The organism is Streptomyces shenzhenensis (genome assembly GCF_021462265.1).
GTDB classification, from domain to species: Bacteria; Actinomycetota; Actinomycetes; order Streptomycetales; family Streptomycetaceae; genus Streptomyces; species Streptomyces shenzhenensis.
Genome location: NZ_JAJONF010000005.1, coordinates 347,460 through 366,227, shown reverse-complemented (window position 1 = coordinate 366,227; position 18,768 = coordinate 347,460). Strand labels below are relative to the sequence as shown.

Below are 18,768 nucleotides of genomic sequence, written 5' to 3'. Positions count from 1 at the left end.
GAGGAGCCATGACCGACATGCCCGCCCCGACCATCAACACGTCGGACGTGAGGACCACTTCGTTCGGCGACTGGATCTCCGTGGACTCCCGGACCGTTCAGCTGGCCGGACGCCAGAGCATGGAGACCCACGTCGTGCGGTTTCCCGCCATCGCCCTGATCGTCGCGCTGGACGGCGACGATCTCGTACTGATCCGCCAGTTCCGCTTCCCGCCGCAGTCGTGGGTGATCGAGGCCCCCGCCGGCCGGGTGGAGCCACGCGAGGACCCGGCGCGGACAGCCGTCCGGGAACTGCGCGAGGAGACCGGATTCCAGGCCGGTCAGGTCGAGTTGGCCGGCACCCTGCGGATCAGTCCGCACCTGTCCGACGAGACCACCTACGTCTACGCGGCCACCGGTCTGGTGCCGGGGCCGGCGCACCCGGACAAGGGCGAGTTCATCCAGCGCTTCATGGTGCCGCGCGGCGACGTGCGCGCCATGGTGCGCGAAGGCCGGATCGTCGACGCCAAGACCATCGCCGCCCTCGCCGTGTGCGACGTGATCTGAGTCCGGACAACGCCCGGCGAAAAGGAGTTGTGACGCCGATGGGGTTCTTTTCCCGGATCGTGGGGGCAGTCCGCGCACGGCAATACCCCGACGCGTACACCGGGTGCCTGCTCGCCGTCCTGGTCACCGTGCTCGAGATCGTCTCCGGATTCACGCAGAACCGGACGTGGATCGACGTCCTCTTCTCCGCGACCGTCGTCCTGCTGCTCGGCCTGATCGCGCTCGCCACGGCCGACATCCGGATCCGGCAGAACGCCGTGCTGAAAGGTGCCCGCGGCGGGCTGCTCTTCACGGGCCGCTCCCAGCTCCCGGCCCTGGGCGAGCAGCTTGAGGGAGCTCACCGGACCGTCGAGATCTACGGGCTGCAACTGGGCCACGTCGTCCATCACATGCTGCCCACCATCGCCGACCGGGCACTCTCCGACTGCCACTTCAGGCTCGCCCTGCTCAGTCCCGTCGACGCCAACGGCGACAAGGTGCCGTGGATCGGCGACATGGGGGCGGTGCACGGCTTCCCGAACCTGGAAGCCGTGCTGCGCGCGAACCTGGCGCACCTGCGGCACTGGCACGCGGGCCTGACCCCCAGACAGCAGCGCAACATCGAGATACGCGCCTACCCCGTCATCCCGACGGCGTCGGTGATCCTCTTCGACGTCAAGAAACACTCGGGATACGCGCACGTGGAGCCGATACTCCACACCCTCCCGCCGGTGGAACGACCGACCTTCTGGATCTCCGAGAAGGACGACTTCAAGCTGTTCCACCTGCTCGTCGACCACTACCAGGAGCTCTGGCAGCAGGCGATCGCCCTGCCGGACCTCGCCCTCTGATCCTGGCCGGCCCACCCCCGTCTTCCGGGCGACAGACCGGAGCGGAACACGAAAGGTACTTCATGGACATCCCCGCCCTGAGTTCCCTGCGCGCGACCGACAGCGGCCGTGTCGGCGGCAAGGCCGCCGGGCTGGGCGAACTCCTCGCGATCGGCCTGCCCGTCCCGCCGGGATTCGTGCTGCCGGCCGGTGCGCTGTCCTCCCTCCTCTCCGACCGGGACGGACTGGCGCGGCTGCTCGCCTCGCTGGTGGAGGAACACGGCCTGCGCCGGCCGTTCGCCGTCCGCTCGTCGGCGGCCGCGGAGGACGGCCCGCACGCCTCGTACGCGGGGCAGTTCGTGACCGAACTGGGCGTCGGCAGCCAGAATCTGGCGGCGGCCGTGGAGCGCTGCGCGCGCTCCGGCGAATCGGACCGTGCGGCCTACTACACCGGGCGGGTGAAAGCCGACGAGTCCGGCGGCGGGACGGAGACCGCGAGCGGGGACGGCGCGGCTGCCGGCGAGCCCGTTCCCATCTCGGTGATCGTGCAGGAACAGGTGCCGGCCGACCTGTCCGGCGTGCTGTTCACCGCCGACCCTCTGACCGGGGACCGCGAGAGCTATCTGCTGGACGTGGTTCCCGGCGCGGGCAGCGCGCTGGTCGGCGGCGAGACCGAGCCCCTCTCCGTCCGGCTCTCGGGTGACGGCATGCGGACGGTCAACCGGCCCGACTGGTGCGACGCGGCGCTGGAGACCCGCGTGCTGGGGCTGATCGCGGAGATCCGGAGCCTGGGCAAGGCCGTCACCGACCACCGGGCAGCGCCGCAGGACATCGAACTGTGCGTCACCACCGACAACGCGGTGATCCCGGTGCAGGCGCGTCCGATCACCTCGCTGCCCGCACCGGCGCACCGGGACTTCGCCCTCCGCTTCGTCCCGGTGACGTCGGCCGACCGGGCCGAACTGGGCGCCCTGACCGGCTTGGACAAGGTACGGCTGCGGCTGATCGCCGAGGAGAACGACCTGGCGGTGGGGCGGGCGTGGATCGTCCGGGCCCGCCCCACCGCCGGCTCCGCAGGACCGGACGCCTCCACGCTGCCCCCAGCCCTGCGCGACGCCCCTCAGATCAGCTTCGTCCTCCAGGACCCGGCCAGACTGTCCGGCTCGATCGTCCGCCGCTTCAGCGCCGCCGGCACGAGGCGCCAGGACCTTGACGGCATCGTGCAACTGGTGGGCGCCGCCCACGACGAGTTCGCGCTCATCGCCACGGAGGTACGGTCGGCTGTCCAGTCCGGGGTGGCACGCAGGTTCGGCGACCGGGTCCTGGTCGAGATCGGGTTCGGGGCCTTCGTGCCCAAGGGGGTCGTGACGACCTCGCAGTACGTGTGCACCCTCGACGGTAAGGTGGTGCAGCGCGAACTCACCCTTCAGGAAAGGGCGTTCGTCATCGAGGACGGTCAGCCCAGGAGCGTCGTGGCCGGCCGCACGCCGGAGCTGTCCCACCGGCAGATCGAGGAGGTCTGCCGAGCCGTCGCGGTGGCGGGCGCGTACTACCAGCAGCCCTCAGTGGAGTTCGGCATCACCTCGGACGGCTCGTTCTTCCTCATCGACTTCGTCGACGAGGACGCGGAGGGCGCCGCCCCGGAAGCGCTCAACGTGATCGCTCCTGGCCGGGTCAGCGGGCGGGTGATCCGCATCGACGACGATCACGACCTGCTGATGGAGTCCCTCGACTTCCACTTCCACACCGACCGGAGCGACGCGGCAGGCAGCCGGCCGGCGGACGACCCCGTCGTGGTACTGGCCCGGCTGCCGTACCTCTCGCTCGAACGGTTCATCCGGGCCCGCGACCCCAGGTCGGTCGGTTTCGTCTTCCGCAACTGCTCCTACCTCAGCCACCTGTCGATCGTGCTGCGCGAACTCGGCGTTCCCGCGCTCGTGGACGCGGAGGCGTTCGACACGCTCGCCGCGGACTCCGTGGTCCTGCTGGACAGCGCCTCGCAGACGGTGGGGCCCGTTGCCCCGCGGCAGGCCGGGCAGGGACAGACCCCGTGATCCTCTCCGACCAGGACATCCTCGGCGCCGTCCGGTGCGGCGACATCGGCATCACGCCGTTCGACGAACGGCTGGTCAAGCGCAACAGCTACCTGCTGCGGCTGGCGGGGCCGTTCCGCCGCATCGAGGGCGACGAGACCCTCGACACCGCGGACCCCGAGAGCTTCGCCCGGTGCGAGGGCGTCCTCGAAACCGGTGACAGCGTGGTGCTCACGCCGGACGCCCTCGTGCTGGCCGGCACCCGCGAACAGGTCAGCCTCGCGCCTTCCCTGGTCGGCCTGCTGTCCGGCATCTCCAACGTCGCCCGGCTCGGCGTCCAGGTGCACGCCACGTCCCAGCTCGTCAACGCGGGCTTCGCCCACGGCGCTCCCTCGCGCCTCGTCTTCGAACTGTCGACGGTCGGCGGCCGCCGGGTGCGGTTGTACGCCGGCACTCCGGTCTGTCACCTCGTCTTCGCCCGGCTCTCGGCCCCGGCGGCGGCACGGCACCCCAGCGGCAGAACAGGCCAACTCGGCACCGCACCAAGCCGCCTGCTGGACCAGTTCGGCCACTACTACGCGGGGGGCCGGAGCGGTGCCGTGGCCGCTCGCACACCGCTCACCGAACCCTCCTGACACCGGCCGCGCGCTCCAGGCAAGCCGGAACCAGCCGGCCAGGCGCCGTCGGTGCCGACCCGTTGCACCGCAGGAACGACCGGACGGCGAGCCAGGCGGCCCGCTTGTCGCCGTCGACGAGCGCCTGACGGCGCGCTCGCCCGGCGGCCGCCCCGGCGTCCCGGGTGCCCAGTGAAGGGCGACGGAGTGCGGCAAGGCCGCCGCCTTCTCCTGCGTTGTCGGGTAGAGCTCCGTCCCGAACATGTCGGTCCGCGGCCCTACGGGGACAGCGCGGCCTCCAACCCGGCCGGACCTGCCTGCACAGCATGAAAATCACGCACCTGACCAGGGAGAACTCCTCGCCCGCAACAGCAGTCGGCGTCAGGACGACCCGGCCGACTACGCCCGGGCGCCCGGGCGCCCGGGCGCCCGGGGAGAGTTCCGCCGCTGCGGTCTCTTCACCTCACCGAGCGGCGGGCCGTCAGGGGCTGTCGCCGCCCCAGTCCCAGCGGGCCGGATCGCCGGGGCGCGGGTCGTACAGCGCCCGCCCGCCGGGGCCGAACTGCCCGAGCTCGGTGAGGAGGGAGACACCGTCGCCGATCTGCTCCGGCCTCCAGCCGGTGATGTCGAGCAGCAGTCCGTCAAGCGGCCCGCCCACCAGTTCGGCGTAGCTCCGCCCCGGCTTCGGGCCGGGTTGGTCGTGGTCGGCTCCGTAGATCCTGCCGCGCAGCAGCTGCTCATCGTCGCTGTCCATGCTCTCCAGCCTCGCAGCCGCCACTGACAACGAGGGCTTGCGCAGGTCAGCCGCCCCAGCGTCCGAACCAGCCGCCGGTCCTCCAGGCCTGCGCCACCGTCTCCTGACGCTCCGGCCTCTGGCGCTCGCGCTCGTCCTGTTCTGCCTGGCGTTGGGTCTCGATCGCCTTCTCCTTGTACGCGTCGCACAGCTGCGGGTGAGTGTCGCGCGGGGCGCCCCAGTGGTCGGGTTCCGCGGCCTTCCACCGTTCGCCGGTGAACTTCGCTCAGCGGTCGGCGCAGACGGGTCGGTGGACTTCCCGCTTGGCAGCCTCCTGCTCAGCCCGGCGCCGCTGTTCGGCCTTGGCGGCTTCGGTGGCCGCGCCCTTCCTCGGCCTGCCCTGCGCAGACCTGCCCGCCCGCCTCGCCGACGCGGCTCCGACCGGCGACGCGCTGCCCATTGGCCCCCGACGACGTTCCCCTTCTGTGCGCCCCCGAGGCTGCCGCCGTTGCAGCGGCAATCACGGCCTTGCCTGACACTCGGGTGTCGGCCCGCACCCAGCAGGTAGGATCACGTTGCTGCACAAACCTGCTGGGCGAGTTCCCAGCTGAAGCCGTGTCCCTCATTGCGAGGTGGACGGAACCTGCGCCAGGCGGCGGGTGAGGAAGCGTCGTTCCGCGTCCGTGGCGCACAGGGCAAGGGCCTCGCGGTAGCTGACGGCGGCCTCGTCCCACCGGCCGAGGCGGCGCAGCAGGTCGGCTCGGGCGGCGGGCAGCAGGTGGTAGGCGGCGAGCGCGCCGGTGGCGGTCAGAGAGTCGAGGAGGGCCAGGCCCACGTCCGGCCCGTCGGCCATGGACACGGCGACCGCCCTGTTGAGCTCGACGACGGGGCTGGGCACCAGGCGGGCCAACTCGCCATACAAGAGGGCTATCTGTGGCCAGTCGGTCGCTGCCGCCTCGGGAGCCGTGGCGTGGCAGGCAGCGATGGATGCCTGTATCTGGTAGGCGCCGGGCCGGCGGTGGTTCAGAGTGCCCGCTGCGGGCCATCGCGGCGACGGTGGCCGCCATGTTGGCACGCAGCCCCTCCAGACGGCCGGCAAGCGATGTCGGGTCGCGCCGGGCCGCGCTACGGGCGCCACTCTCGCCCGGGCCGTGGACGAAACTGTGCCGCACTACGGTCTGCCCGGGCGTGTTGGCCGGCGTCAGCTCGTACCGCCAAACCGAGGCCGGCCGTGCGGGATCACCACGGTCATCCAGAACGACCCAGGCGAAGGTGGCAGGCCGCATCGCTTCGGTGACCACGCAGACGACCGAGCGGAAGCAGCCGTCCGGGTACCGGTTACGCCCCTCGAACCGTGCCCCCGTGCGCACCAGCGGCACGCCATCCCCCAACCAACCCCCGTACGTGCATTCCGGGCTCCACTCACCGATCCGCGACACATCGGTGACCAAATCCCAGAACCGTTCCGGAGTCATGTCCACGGTCAGCGTCAGGTCCACCCGCGCCCCCGTCACAGCGTCATCCATGCCCTTTTCCCTCCCGTTCTCTCGCCAGTACGACGAACGAGACCGGACGATCCCTACCACGCGGAGAAAGACGACTGAGCACAATGGCAAGCACACGGATACCGAGTCGATCAGCGCCACAGTGTCCTCCGGCCCCTGTCGGCTTCTCCACTCGATCGAGCGATCCTGCGCCCGGCATGCCGCACGTCCCGTACATGCTCGCTATGTTTTCTCCCAGATCACTGGCCCTTGCGCAGCACCGTCGGTCAGAAAACGCCAAGAGGCGACGTACGGCACGTCGCGGATGTACCTCTGCCACTCGGCGCGTGACAGACCGGATCCGACACGTCGGCACACATCGGTGGCCATCCGCGATGCATCGACGCCGTAGGCCAACAGAGGCATGTGCTGCGCGGATCCGTACAGGGTACGGTCGTCCTTGCCGAAGGCCAGCGCCATGACGCCGCCCCCGGGGTCGGAGAAGGCGGATCCGACCGGGCGCCGGGAGGCGACGTCCCACAGCCGGACCGAGCCGTCCGCTGTTCCGACGGCAAGCGTTTCGCCGTCGTGCGAGAAGGCCAGCGCCGACACGCCGATCGACGAGCCGTCGTCGTCGGCTGCGGCATCGGCCGACTCGGGAGGGAACTCGGCCAGCCACTGCCGGGCGTGGCGACCCCAGAGGGTCACCCAGCCCGACTCGTCGCCCCCGGCCAGATAGCCGCCGTCATGGCTGAAGGCCAAGCCGGCGGGGATTCCCTGCATGAGTACACGGTGGGTAACCGCCCGGGAGGCCAGATCGACCAAGTCGCCCTGGGTGGTTGCCAGGAGGCGTCCGTCGTCCGCGACCGTCAGGCTTTCTCCCCAGACGCCGGGCAGCCGGCTGGATCTCGCCCTCCGGCGTACGTCCCACACCTCGGTGCGCTCCTCGGACAGCGACACCAGGAGGCTTCGGCCACCAGGCGCGAGTGCGATCGCGTCGACGGTCTCGACGTCGTCCGCTGTGGGCGGGAACCGCAATGCGGTCGGCCGGTTCGGATGGCGGGGGTCCAGCACCTTGACCCAGGGCGGTTCGGCGGATGCGATGTCCTCACTGGAGTAGGCGAAGGTCCGGCTGTGCCGGGCGAACGCCGTGACGTCGGAGCACTGTGGCTCGCAGGGCGCAGTGGGCAGGCGGTCGGCCAGCACCTTGCCGGTCGGTACGTCCACCAGCCGCAGCCGGCGCCTGCCTCCGGCCTGCCGGGTCTGTGCGAGCAGGCCGCCGTCGGGGCTGGAGCCCGCGCTCACGGTGGTGTCCTGCTGCCAGGCCTGATCAAGGGCGTGTCCAGCGAGACCGTCCAGACAGTTGCGCTCGAACTGCCTGCCACATAGCGGAGCACGCCCGCGTCGAGATCGATCCGAATGGCTCCGAGGTCCTGGCGGTCGGCCCACGGGATCCGGAACACCGGGGTGGCCGGATCGTCCGTCCGCCACACTGGATCTGGTTGTCGTCCGCCGTGGCGACGAACCGCCCTCGGCTCCGTCAGGAGCTGCAGCGCCGCGGCCCCGACTCCGCTTCGGCGACGCCCGCTGGCCGATGCTGCCCGCCGGCTGGCCGCCGAACACGATGACGCGCGGGATGCCTTGCATCACCGGCGACAGAGGATGTGAGGCGTCTGGGGTGTTCAACCGCAGTTGTTGGCACGATGGCCTCATGGAGAAATGCCAGGACAGCGAAACGCCGTCTGCGCGCTGCACCTTGAGGTTGCAGGTATCGGCCGAGCCGGGTGTGGAGACAGAGGCCCATCTGATGTCGCTGCGGGATTGGCTGGCTGCGGAAGAGGCGCTGCGCGGCCGGGTGGAGCTGCTGGCCCGGCCGCCGCAGCCGGGCCAGATGGGGGCCGCGCTCGACGTGCTGGCGGTGGCACTGGGCTCCGGCGGAGCGGGAGCGGTGCTGGCCCGGTCCCTGTCGACCTGGCTGGTGCAACGCCGTGCTGACGTCACCGTGCGCGTGAGCCGCAGCGACGGGCGAGAGGTCACCGTGGAGGTCCGCCGGACCAGTGATCCGCAGGCGGTGCTCGGTGCGGTCGGGCAACTGCTGGGAGGCGGGGAGGAGTGAAACAGAGCGCGCCGCGCTTCCCCGACGCTGCCGCTTCCCGGGCGGTCCTCATCGGGTGCAGCGATTTCGACGACATCGATCTGCCCGCGATTCCCGCCGTGAAGTCCAACCTCGCCGACCTCCGCTCCGCGCTCACGCATGAGACGCACGGCATTCTGCTGCCGGAACACCGCCGACTGCTGGCCGATCCGGGCGATCACCGCAGCGTCGGTATGGCACTTGCCCAAGCGGCGCGCGAGGCCGAGGACCTGCTGCTCGTCTACTACGCCGGACATGGGCTGTTGGACGAGGACGGACTGCTCCACCTCGCGCTGTCCTCCACTGACCCCGCGCACGTCGGATTCACCGGCGTCCCGGCCGACCTCGTCAAGCGCTACCTCGGCCGGGCCCGGGCACGGCTGCGGGTCCTGGTGCTCGACTGCTGCTTCTCCGGCCGAGCGGTGGCCGCCATGACCGAGTCGGGCAGCCTGCTGTCAGCCCAACTCGACGTCCACGGCACCTACACCCTCACCTCCACCACGGCCACCGCACCCTCACACGCACCGCCCGGGCAACGGCACACCGCCTTCACCGCCGCCCTGCTGGACGCCCTCAGCCAGCCAGAACCGCTCACTCTGGACGACATCCACCAACACATCGACACCGTGCTGCAGGGGGCCGGGCTGCCGCGGCCGCAAAAGCGCTCCGTCAACACTGCCGGGGACATCGCCCTCGTCCGTGGCCCCGCCCAGCCGGACGCAGGTCCGCCTCCGACCGGCAGCCAGGCGGAGATCCGTTTCCGTCAGCAGCCGCCCGACCGGCCGGCCAACCGCCGCCGTGACACCGTTCAGGGCGTCCTGATGATTGCTGTCCTCTTTGCGGTGATGGTGGTGTTCGGTGGGTGGCGCGTGACCTTGATCTTCGGCGGCGCTGCGGTCCTCTTCACCGCTCTGATCTGTCTCCTGCTCCTACTTCGAAGAGACGTCCCCTACGACCTTGTCGTCAACGGTGACGGGTTGGGCACCGAGCACGGGACGCACTCGGCTCACGTGCCGTGGAAGGACGTTGAGTGCGTGGGCGTGCTGCGCAGGGCGCCGGGGACGGTACTGGTCCCCAACGTGCTCATCGTGCGGCTGAAGCCCAACGCGCCGCGCCCGCCAGGGTTCCACAAGAGGCTCAACCGACGTCTCCCGGACCCGCGCTACGTCATCGCGGGAATGCTCGGTACCTACGGCGCCGACCCCATGCGTCTGCGCTCGGCGATCGAACACTTCGCCGGCGGCATCTACCGCACCGACCAACAACTACTGGAGATGGACCCCCGGCTGCGCTGAAGGAACCGGGTCGGGAAGCCCGGCTCCCCGCTGACAACGCGATCCAAGAGGGCGTTATGCGAGTTGATGGATGACTTGTCGCCACCTGAACGTGTGGGACTGCGGTAGCCCGGCCGGTATGAGGGCTCGGGCGTGCCGGGCTGAACACCGTGAGCGAGCGCAAGCCCCACAGGACCGACCTGTCCGACGAGCGCTGGGCACCGGTTGAACCGGGGATCGCCGCATGGAAGGACGCACACAGTTGGGTCAGCGGCCGTCAGGGCCGACACGAAATGCGGGAGATCGTCAACGCGCTCCTCTACCAGGACCGCACCGGCTGCCAGTGGGACCTGTTTCCGCACAACCTGCCGTCGCGCGGCGCGCTGCTGCACTACTTCAACGACCTGCCGCGCCGGCAGGTGCGGGAGAGAGCGCGGCGGAAGGAGGACCCGAGCCTGATGGTCCGTCCTCGACACCCAGAACGTGCGCGTGGCGGCCGGGGCGCCCGCACAGCAGACAGGGTGTGATGCGGCAAAAAAGTACCTGGCCGCAAGCGCGGCCTGGCCGCGGACGTGCCGGGTCCGGTGATCGCGGTGGTGGTGATCGCCGCGTCCGTACAGGACAACACCGCCGGTATCGCACTGCTGGACAAGGTCGCCGCCGACACCGGCACCGTTCTCGAGGCCCTGGTCGACCAGGGCCTCGAGAACGGTGCCGTCGCTCACGGCCGGACGGCGGGCATCGAGGTGGAGATCGTCGAGCGCAACCCGGCCCAGACCGGGTTCGCCCCGATCCCCAGACGGTGGATCGTGGAGCGCGCCTACGGGATCTCGATGCGGCACCGCAGGCTGGTGCGCGACTACGAGCACCCGCCGCGCAGTTCGCAGTCACGGGTACGCGGCTGGACGAGCTCGGCCGGGCCGCCGAGAATGTGCGGATCACCCGCAGGAAGCTGCTTGAGCCGCCCGATCGGCAGCCGCCCGCACGGCCGGCCCCGAAGTTTCCGAACCATTCGGCCTACGCGCAGATCATGGCGGTGTTCGCCACGGCCGACGCGCCGCTCCGGGCGCCCGCTGGAGATCGCGCCCAACAGCATCAACAACACCCGCCTGAAGCTCAACAGTTGGCCGAGCACGGAATCCTGGTCACGACCGAGCGGGGCTTGTCCACCCATCCGCGGCCGTAGCCTCCCGGCGCCGCCGCAGCTAGGACGTGTTTCGAAAGTGCTGGTCACAGCCATGCGTAGCGAAAGCACTGGTGCCAGCGCACCGATTTCGACAAGCTGCGACACATGGACTGGACGCCCCTGCTCTCCACACTGACCGGTGCCGTCATCGGCATCGCTGCCACTCTGATCGCCGATCGCAACCGGTGGCGGCGGGAGGAAGCCAGGCACGCTCTGGAAGTACGGCGCGAGGTCTACACGGAGTATGTTTCCGCCCTCAAAGCCGCGGGTGAGGAGATACGGGCCGTCGCCTTGGGCGACCACATGTCCGAGTCGGCACGCGACGCGGCGGTGCGGGAAGCCGTGCGCGGCACCGGCATCTACACGGCGAGCGAACGCCTCTGGCTCGTGGGCCCCCCGCAGGTCGTGGAAGCGGGGAACGAGGCGTTCCACCGCCTGCGCGCGATCCGCGACGCCTATGCCCGTGGAGTGGCTGTCGGCTCCGCGGACGACGCGCCCCTGATAGAGCGGCGGCGCACGGCTATGGCGCAGATGCGTCGCCTCATGCGTGAGGACCTGGGCATCGGCCCCCTCGGAATCGAGTGATGTGTCACCAGCCCTGAGCTCGTCCCAGCCTCGCGAGGTCCCCTCCACCGTGCAGGTCACAGCCATTCATTGATGGCCGCGACCAGCACGGTCGCCTCGTAGCGGACGGCGAGCTTGATGCCCCTGTGGATGTCGACCGATTGAGGACGGGGCGTTACATGCGGATCGTCTCGACCGGGCCGTCGCTGGTCTTGGCAGCGACGGTGACCCGGCCGGTAAGCACCGCCTGTGCGGCAGCCGCCGCGTCGATCGCGTCCGTCTTGCCGCGCCGACGCCGGGTGGCTTTGTCCACCTGGTTGACCTCGGTGACGGTGACGCCTTCGCGGTGCAGGTACCGTGTCAGCGCCGCACCGTAGGAGCCGGTGCACTCGACACCGGCCCGCTGCAGATGGCCGAGGAGCGTGCCCAGGACAGAAGTTGCCGGTAGCCCTCCTGCGTCGTCGGGAAGCTGCGGGTGTCCAGCATGGCTCCGGTGGTCGTGATCAACGCCGCAACGTGGACGTCCTTGTGAGTGTCCCCACCGAGGATGACGGCGGCGGGTGGGCTGGGGCATGCTGGGCACGGTCGCCTGTCTCCTGAGCACATTTGTAGAGGCCGGTCAGTGCACGCGTTCACCGCACTCTGCTGGGAACAGGACGGCGCCGGATGGCAGTTCGGCTGGACGCCGTCCCGTCACCCGCAGGCACGCTTCGAGAGAGCCGTCCATGGGTGGGTATTCGAGGGCAACCTCGTCCAGCACGGCGATCTCACCGCCGACGTGTAGTTCCACCGCGTGCACGCCGCCCGGCAAACAGCCGACCAGAGTCCCGAAGGCTGCCGTGTCATTGCTGTCGGCGACGCACTCTCGAATCTCGAAACGCCAGTGCTCGGCCGCATCGGCAAGCAGTGCCCTGCCCCGCTTGCCCAGTCCGGCGAGGAGAGCCGTGCGAGCTCGCAACTGGTGGGCGATAGCGCAGCAGATCGGGACCGCTGTGCCGTAGGACGTCGTCACCCGCGTGTACTCGCGATGGGGATGGGACGACAGTGCCTCATCGACCAGCCCCAACGCGGCGTCCCGCGCCGCCGGGTGGCCCTGCTCAGCGATGTCCAGGAGCAGAGGGGTCGCGACCGCGGCAGCCGGAAACACCGAGGCACTGTGGCCATGGACGATTCCGCCGCCAGCGAGCAATGAGCTGGCCTCAGCCGCCTCCACCTGGTTCGCCGCATCCGCCAGCGCGCGCAGACCGCGGGCGGCCCGAGCCGGTTCGTACCAGTCGGGATGACCCGGTATGGCACCCCAGTCCACCGCGTCGATCGCATCCACCACGACAGCATCCTCGCACCCGGCTGCTGCCCACTTCCCCTGGGCCCGACGACGCCCCTTGTGAATCATTTCGTCAGGAGTTCTTAGTGTGTACCGGCGGTCGTCCGGACTTCTTCCCGGCCGGGAGCAGGGGCTCCAGCTTCGCCCACTGGGCATTCGTCATTTCGCACCTCCCCGTGAAGTGGATCTTGACACGTCAAGATCCACTTCTGAAAGGCTCCCTAGCGCGCCGACAGTCAACGTGTGCCCGCCGAGGCGGCGGCGTCCGGTGCGGCGAGAGTGCGTGTTGGACGAGTCTCTGCAGGAGTACGAAGGCGGCGGTTGGCGGCACTCGCGATGAGCATGACCTGTGATCTTGCTGCTTCTGCTGCATGTGCGACGACACCGTGTACATGAAGGACCTGGACGTGCCGGCGCCTCAGTAGGCTTGTGCGTCGAACAAAGGAGCATTGCGCATGAGCTTCCGCCTGAAGGCGATCACCCGCGAGGAGCATCTGGCCTTCGTCTCGGCCCAGCCCTCGGTGAGTCACATGCAGGTTCCCGCATGGGGAGATGTGAAGCCGGACTGGCGGGCGGAGAGCCTGGGCTGGTTCGACGAGGACGACCGCCTCGTCGGGGCCGGCCTGGTGCTGCTGCGGCCGTTGCCGAAGCTGAAGCGGTACCTCGCCTACCTTCCGGAGGGCCCCGTCATCGACTGGGCTGCTTCCGACGTGGAGCGGTGGCTTCAGCCGATGCTCGCGTACTTGAAGGAGCAAGGCGCCTTCTCGGTGAAGATGGGTCCGCCCGTGGTCGCCCGTCGCTGGAGCGCCGAGGCGGTCAAGGCCGCCATCGCTGATCCGCAGGCCAGGAAGCTGCGCGATGTAGAGGCCACCGAGCACGAGCCGCGGGCCTTCGACCTCGCCGACCGGCTGCGCCGGATGGGCTGGCAGCAGACCGAGCCCGGCGGTGAGGACGGCTTCGCCGCGGGCCAGCCACGCTACGTGTTCCAGGTGTCCTTCGCCGGGCGGAGCCTCGAGGAGGTCCAGCGGGATCTCAACCAGCAGTGGCGGCGCAACATCAAGAAGGCGGAGAAGGCCGGCGTCAAGGTGGTGCAGGGCGACTACGCCGACCTGCCCGCCTTTCACGAGATCTACGTCGAGACCGCGGAGCGGGACCGGTTCATCCCGCGCCCTCTGGCCTACTTCCAGCGCATGTGGACCACGCTGCGAGCCGAGGGCGACGACCGGATGCGCCTCTACCTCGCCCAGCACGAGGGCGAGGTGCTCGCCGCCGCCACGATGCTGGCCGTCGGCGAGCACGTCTGGTACTCCTACGGCGCCTCGACCAGCCGCAAGCGAGAAGTCCAGCCGAACAACGCCATCCAGTGGCGGATGATGTCCGACGCCCACGAACTCGGGGCGAGCGTCTACGACTTCCGCGGCATCACCGACACTCTGGAGGAGGACAACCACCTGCTGGGACTGCTCCGGTTCAAGGTCGGCACCGGTGGCCAGGCGGTGGAATACCTCGGCGAGTGGGACTACCCGCTCAACAAGGTCCTGCACAAGGCCCTCGACCTCTACATGTCCCGGCGCTGAGATCCTGCGGCGGGACTCGTGCTGATCGTCGGCTCCGATCGGTGCGGGTGCAACGCCGGCTGGGGCACGTGACTTGCCCTGCACGTCATGGGGGGCTCCCCTCACGCCCCTGGAGACACGGCCGGCCGCGGGAAGTACACGGTGATCTCGGGGCCCGGCTATCCGTACGTCCTCGCCGGTCCCGCTGCTCGGACTGCCGGGCCACACACGAGGCGGCGGCGCAAGCGCAGGCTGGAGCTGAGACCGAGTACTGGCACCTGCTGGCGGCAGGGGTGGGCAGCGTCGAGGCCTGCAGGCAGCTCGGGATCGGACGCAGAAAGGGCTACCGGTGGCGAGCAGAGAACGGCGGCCTGAAGCCGGACTGCCTACCGGAGCCTGGCGTCCGCGGCCAGTCCGCGCCCTTGCCCCCCTCGTCCGACCGGCGCACCCGCTGTCTCCTCCTGGTCCCGCTGCCTAACGGACCCTCGGCCGACCACCTGCGAGATGCCTTGATCACCGTCCTCAGTCAACTGCCAGAGCGGCCCGACAGAGCCTCGCCTGAGACCAAGGGTCCGAGATGGGCCGCCGTCATGAACTCGCGCCCTCCTTCGCCGACGGCATGTTCTTTGCCCGCCCAGGCAGCCCCTGGCAGCGGGGCATGAACGAAAACACCAACGGCCTGGTCCGCCAGTACTTGCCCAAGCGCACGAACCTGCTGAGTCGGCAGACCCCTGCCCAGGCATTCGTCGCCGCTCTGACAACCACAAGCCTGCATCGTTGCGACGATCATGCGAATTCACCTTAGAACCCGAGCGTCGGTAGGGGCTCACAATTCAGCCGTCGCCGACACGCGCATCCGCATCCGCATCCGCATCCGCAGCGAGAAGCGCATCCGCCGGGGGGCGTCCGCCGCGGCGCGGCGGACGCCTGATCAACACGGTGCGCGTTCCCGGTCACAGCACTGGCCACGACCCGGAGGGTGGTTGGACGCGGTCCGCCCGACGGGTCCGGCTCCGGGGCCACGGCCTGCGCAGGATTGCAGATGGCGTGGCACAGGGCATCAGAACCGGGTGACGCAGTCTTCCCTGACCCCCGTTCCCGATCCGCCCGCCGAGCCCTCGCCCGTCGTCGTCGACCTCTACCGGATGGTTGGGGAGATGGCCGACCGGGTGTCCGCTCGGCGTGGCACGGCGAACGCCTTCTTCCTTGGGTGCGGCTCTTCCGAAGGGACGAACTGAGCTGGAAGAACGATGATCGGGCGTGGGCAGGGAGGTGTCCATCTACCGTGGCGGTGGAGGAGTCTGCCGGGGGCCGCGGGGCTGGCAGGGGCACCGTTCGCGGGGGAAGAAGCGCGGGTGATCGGCGTGCTGACGGTTGGGAGCGCGAACGCATCTACCCAGCACCCAGCCAGGAGAATTCGGCCGTCTCCTGCGCAGGCGGCGTCAGTGCTGCAGAGCCGGTGAGTGGGCGGGGGCACGTCGTGTGGCGCTGCGATAGGTGGAGATGCCCAGGGCGAGCATCCAGTAGCTGAAAATCGCGCCCATCAGGGCGGTGGTGCCCCAGCCGTTCGCCGCGTAGAAGTGCGCGGGGGTGTTGCCGAAGAACAGCGACGGCACGAAGACCAGGTTGACTCCCGCCAGGACGAAGGCAGAGCGGCCGGTCCAGCGCGGCAGCAGGTTCGTACGGGAGATTCCGTAGCCCACGGTGGTCAGGAACAGCGCGAGCATGAGGCGGCTGATCGACCCGTAGAGGATGTAGGTGCCGCTGACCGTGATGGTCGGGTCGATCGGGTGGTCGGCGGCGATGACCGCGCCGGCTTCCAGCCCGCTGGAAACGAGGATGATCGTCGAGTAGACCAGTCCGGTGGCGAAGGCCACCGTGCCGACCCATTCGTAGGCTGGCTTCACCGCTTTGACCAGTTCACGGAAGGCCGTCACGAAGACGATCTGGAATGCCAGCCCGAGGATTCCGATCAGCAGCCTGGCGAGGACGTTCGAGTCCGGCGGCGGACCGGAGTAGATGAAGTACAGGGGTACTTCAACGATGAAGGCGGCCGCACTGGCGATGCCGGCAAGGCCCGTCAGGCGCCTGGCGACGGTTTCGTTCATGACTGTCCCCCTGGGGTAAGTGCGGTGGGTTCTTCGCTGGTTCGACGACGTGAATTCTTCAGTCCTCGGCGCTTCTCGTCGCTGGGCCTGGACACCGGACGGGGGGTGGCCCTACCCACACCCCGGTGAGGGTTCGTGGTCACCCGAGGGTGTTCCAGAACGCGCAGTGGTGGCGGAGTTGCGCCGTGCGGGTGGGGACGATGTGTTCCGGTGCCAGGGACAGCACCGTCTGCCGGGGCCAGTGCGGCGACGTCGGGCCGTTCGGGTCGGCGGTGCGGGCGAAGCGGGTCCAGTAGTCGATCATGCTGTCGGCCAGCCGGTGCTGTGCCGCGGTCAGGTCGCGGGGGCGGCCGCCCAGGTCGAACAGGTAGGGCAGTTCGCTCGCGTGCGGCGCTCCGAGCGGGAACGGCGGCGTGTCCGAGGTGAGCGGCGGGGCGTGCTCGTCGGCGAACTCGTAGCGCCAGACGGGCACATGGGCGGCGAGCAGGCCGTCGGTGTGCACCGTCGGGCAGTCGAAGTTCGAGTCGCCGATGACCGCGCCGAACACCGGGCCGCCATCGGTGCGGTGCACCGGGTATTCGCGGACGATCGCCTTCGCCTGCCCCGGGGAGGGGAAGAAGGAGGCCACGACGTCGGGCCAGGTGCCTGGAGTGACGGGATGGCCGGCCCGGACGATGCCGGCGGCCCAGCCGTTGCCCTCGTCGTGGTTGTTGCCGATGAGCACGGGGACCCGGCGGAAGCGGCCGGCGGCGATCGCCGCTGCGGGGTCGCCGGGCAGCAACGGGGTGGCGTAGGCGGGCTGTTGATCGGTGCCCTGGGCCGCGAGCAGACGAGGGACGTCCACGCGCCGCAGGCAGGCCATCACGTCGCGGGCGGAGCCGCAGCCGACCTTTGCCGCGAGGTCCGCGCCTGCGGCGCGCGCCCTGGACAGAGGGATGGAGGACGGGGCGAACGGCCGGTCGGGGCGGCCTGTGCACGGACCGCTCTCGATGATCGCCCGGTCGAAGAGCCCCGAGGCGACAGGTGAGGCGAGCTGGGCGCAGACGCTGTATCCGCCTGCTGACTCGCCGGCCAGCGTCACGTTGCGCGGATCGCCGCCGAAGGCGCCGATCTCGGTGCGGACCCAGCGCAGCGCCGCCTGCTGGTCGGCCAGGCCGAAGGTGCCGGAGCCGGGCAGCCCGCTGTGTGCGAGGAAACCGAGGGTTCCGAGGCGGTAGTTGACGGTGACGACCACGACATCGCCGCGGGTGGCCATACGATGGGCGCCGTACGAGCTGCCCGCTCCGCTGGTGTAGCCGCCGCCGTGCAGCCACACGATCACCGGCCGGGGGTGTGCCGGTCCTGCACCGTCGGGCGTCGTGACGTTCAGGTGGAGACAGTCCTCGTCGGTGCTGCCACCGGGCACTTCGCCGGGCGGCTGCGGGCAGGCGCTCGCGGGCCGGGTCGCATCCCGTACCCCGGACCAGGGGGCGGGACGGCGGGGCGGCGCCCAGCGCAGCCTGCCAACCGGGGGCTCCGCGTAGGCGATGCCCTCGAAGGTGCGGTAGCCGCCGTGGGCGGTGCCCCGCACCAGGCCCTCGTGGGTGCGTACCGTCGTGGCAGCGGCGGGCCGGGCGGGCTCCGTCGGTGGCGCTGTGGACCAGGCCGCCGCGAGCGCGACGGTCAGGGCGCAGCCCAGGGTGGTCAAGAGGCGGTGCGTGCTCATCATCTCCCCATCCGGTCAGCTGCCGCCCATGCCGCCCTGCGCGGCGATCATGGTCATCGGCAGAGCGCGTACAGCTTTCTCCAGGCCGGGCGCGAGGGCGGCGAGAGACCGTGTGCAGGCGTCGATACGGTCCCGGAAGGTCTTCTGGTCCTGCACGGAGACGACCGAGCGGACGCCGCCCGCCGCGGCCAGCGCCAGCAGCGCGGCGTCTGCGGGGACCTCCTCCACGGGGCCGTCCCCGTGCAGCGCCCCGGACACGCGGGCGTGGAGTGCGGTGCGCACGGCGGGGTCCGTCACGGTCAGCCGCCGTGCGCCGAAGCGAGTGCGGGGCGCCTTCACGGTGAGAAATCCTGCCGCGGCGAGCCGGTCCTCCACCTCCGTCAGGGTCCGCTTGCGGTGGCGGCGCACGAGGTACTTCCAGCGGTGCCCGGCGGTGGCGTCGCGCAGCACACCGTCCAGGACGGGGTCGCCGGTCGGTTCCGTATCGCACACGGTGACCGTGCCGCTGTCCTCCCTCAGCCGGCCGCGCAACGCGAGGTCGACCAGGGCGGCGGCACGGACCAGCAGCTCCGTCCGGGCACGGTCATAAGGGCCTTGGGCCGCTTCGTCGTGGGCGAGCAGATACATGAGGCAGGGCAGGTCGTCGATCACACCTCGACGCTACGGCCGGGCACTTTGGCCCCGGATCGGCCATGGGAA

Annotated in this window: 17 protein-coding genes and 2 pseudogenes; 10 read left to right on the top strand and 9 right to left on the bottom strand. The window is 70.1% G+C overall.

The genetic code is table 11. The features are described from left to right. Positions 1-8: 8 nt before the first annotated feature. The 4 genes from LQ326_RS10030 (at position 9) to dcd (ending at position 4,022) form a co-directional block, all read left to right on the top strand. The gene (locus LQ326_RS10030) at positions 9-545 is read left to right on the top strand and encodes an NUDIX hydrolase (RefSeq protein WP_234534782.1); all 537 of its coding nucleotides are present in this window, start codon (positions 9-11) and stop codon (positions 543-545) included. Positions 546-583: 38 nt separating this feature from the next. After that, positions 584-1,375, top strand: a complete 792-nt coding sequence (locus tag LQ326_RS10025; protein ID WP_234534780.1) for a hypothetical protein — start codon at positions 584-586, stop codon at positions 1,373-1,375. Between the two features lie 62 nt (positions 1,376-1,437). Then, entirely contained in the window at positions 1,438-3,408 is a 1,971-nt protein-coding gene (locus LQ326_RS10020; protein WP_234534778.1) for a PEP/pyruvate-binding domain-containing protein, read from the top strand. Continuing rightward, positions 3,405-4,022, top strand: coding sequence for a dCTP deaminase (gene dcd / locus LQ326_RS10015; RefSeq protein WP_234534777.1), 618 nt, complete (start codon positions 3,405-3,407; stop codon positions 4,020-4,022). Before LQ326_RS10020 ends, dcd begins: the two co-directional genes overlap by 4 nt. Positions 4,023-4,482: 460 nt before the next feature. Here the strand turns inward: dcd and LQ326_RS10010 are convergent, their stop codons facing one another. The 4 genes and pseudogenes from LQ326_RS10010 to LQ326_RS48260 all read right to left on the bottom strand — a co-directional run bounded on the left by LQ326_RS10010 (position 4,483) and on the right by LQ326_RS48260 (position 7,445). Next, on the bottom strand, positions 4,483-4,755 hold the full coding sequence (locus tag LQ326_RS10010) for a hypothetical protein (RefSeq protein WP_234534775.1): 273 nt from the start codon (positions 4,753-4,755) through the stop codon (positions 4,483-4,485). 601 nt (positions 4,756-5,356) lie between these two features. Next, positions 5,357-5,656 (bottom strand): RNA polymerase sigma factor, encoded by a 300-nt coding sequence (locus LQ326_RS10005; RefSeq protein ID WP_372496798.1) that lies wholly within the window; start codon positions 5,654-5,656, stop codon positions 5,357-5,359. Between the two features lie 157 nt (positions 5,657-5,813). Next, a pseudogene (locus tag LQ326_RS48645) lies at positions 5,814-6,260 on the bottom strand (SRPBCC family protein); the annotation flags it as partial. Between the two features lie 201 nt (positions 6,261-6,461). Continuing rightward, entirely contained in the window at positions 6,462-7,445 is a 984-nt protein-coding gene (locus LQ326_RS48260; RefSeq protein WP_234534773.1) for a WD40 repeat domain-containing protein, read from the bottom strand. Positions 7,446-7,929: 484 nt separating this feature from the next. On the opposite strand from LQ326_RS48260, the gene LQ326_RS09995 reads away from it, so the two are divergent. The 4 genes from LQ326_RS09995 (at position 7,930) to LQ326_RS09980 (ending at position 11,397) form a co-directional block, all read left to right on the top strand. After that, positions 7,930-8,334 carry an effector-associated constant component EACC1 gene (locus tag LQ326_RS09995; RefSeq protein WP_234534772.1) on the top strand — a complete coding sequence of 135 codons (405 nt, stop codon included), beginning with the start codon at positions 7,930-7,932 and terminating at the stop codon, positions 8,332-8,334. Beyond that, positions 8,331-9,647 (top strand): caspase family protein, encoded by a 1,317-nt coding sequence (locus tag LQ326_RS09990; protein WP_234534770.1) that lies wholly within the window; start codon positions 8,331-8,333, stop codon positions 9,645-9,647. Before LQ326_RS09995 ends, LQ326_RS09990 begins: the two co-directional genes overlap by 4 nt. Positions 9,648-9,796: 149 nt before the next feature. Next, positions 9,797-10,153 carry a transposase gene (locus tag LQ326_RS49120; protein WP_234534768.1) on the top strand — a complete coding sequence of 119 codons (357 nt, stop codon included), beginning with the start codon at positions 9,797-9,799 and terminating at the stop codon, positions 10,151-10,153. Positions 10,154-10,917: 764 nt separating this feature from the next. Next, positions 10,918-11,397, top strand: a complete 480-nt coding sequence (locus LQ326_RS09980) for a hypothetical protein (protein ID WP_234534766.1) — start codon at positions 10,918-10,920, stop codon at positions 11,395-11,397. A gap of 154 nt (positions 11,398-11,551) precedes the next feature. Here the strand turns inward: LQ326_RS09980 and LQ326_RS09975 are convergent, their stop codons facing one another. Continuing rightward, a complete protein-coding gene (locus LQ326_RS09975) occupies positions 11,552-11,950 on the bottom strand; it encodes an IS110 family transposase (RefSeq protein ID WP_234534764.1) in 399 nt (132 codons plus the stop codon). 45 nt (positions 11,951-11,995) lie between these two features. After that, positions 11,996-12,703: a hypothetical protein gene (locus LQ326_RS09970; protein ID WP_234534762.1), complete on the bottom strand. Its 708-nt coding sequence runs from the start codon at positions 12,701-12,703 to the stop codon at positions 11,996-11,998. 452 nt (positions 12,704-13,155) lie between these two features. Here LQ326_RS09970 and LQ326_RS09965 point away from each other — a divergent pair, with 452 nt between their 5' ends. Together LQ326_RS09965 and LQ326_RS48635 are read left to right on the top strand one after the other, a co-directional pair. Continuing rightward, the gene (locus LQ326_RS09965; RefSeq protein WP_234534760.1) at positions 13,156-14,277 is read left to right on the top strand and encodes a lipid II:glycine glycyltransferase FemX; all 1,122 of its coding nucleotides are present in this window, start codon (positions 13,156-13,158) and stop codon (positions 14,275-14,277) included. A gap of 541 nt (positions 14,278-14,818) precedes the next feature. Next, positions 14,819-14,971, top strand: a pseudogene (locus LQ326_RS48635) (IS30 family transposase); the annotation flags it as partial. Positions 14,972-15,698: 727 nt separating this feature from the next. Here LQ326_RS48635 and LQ326_RS09960 read toward each other — a convergent pair. The 3 genes from LQ326_RS09960 to LQ326_RS09950 form a co-directional block, all read right to left on the bottom strand. Then, positions 15,699-16,364, bottom strand: coding sequence for a hypothetical protein (locus tag LQ326_RS09960; protein ID WP_234534757.1), 666 nt, complete (start codon positions 16,362-16,364; stop codon positions 15,699-15,701). A gap of 139 nt (positions 16,365-16,503) precedes the next feature. Then, positions 16,504-18,051 (bottom strand): carboxylesterase/lipase family protein, encoded by a 1,548-nt coding sequence (locus LQ326_RS09955; protein WP_234534756.1) that lies wholly within the window; start codon positions 18,049-18,051, stop codon positions 16,504-16,506. Positions 18,052-18,084: 33 nt separating this feature from the next. Then, positions 18,085-18,720 (bottom strand): GOLPH3/VPS74 family protein, encoded by a 636-nt coding sequence (locus tag LQ326_RS09950; protein ID WP_234534753.1) that lies wholly within the window; start codon positions 18,718-18,720, stop codon positions 18,085-18,087. Positions 18,721-18,768 lie beyond the last annotated feature (48 nt).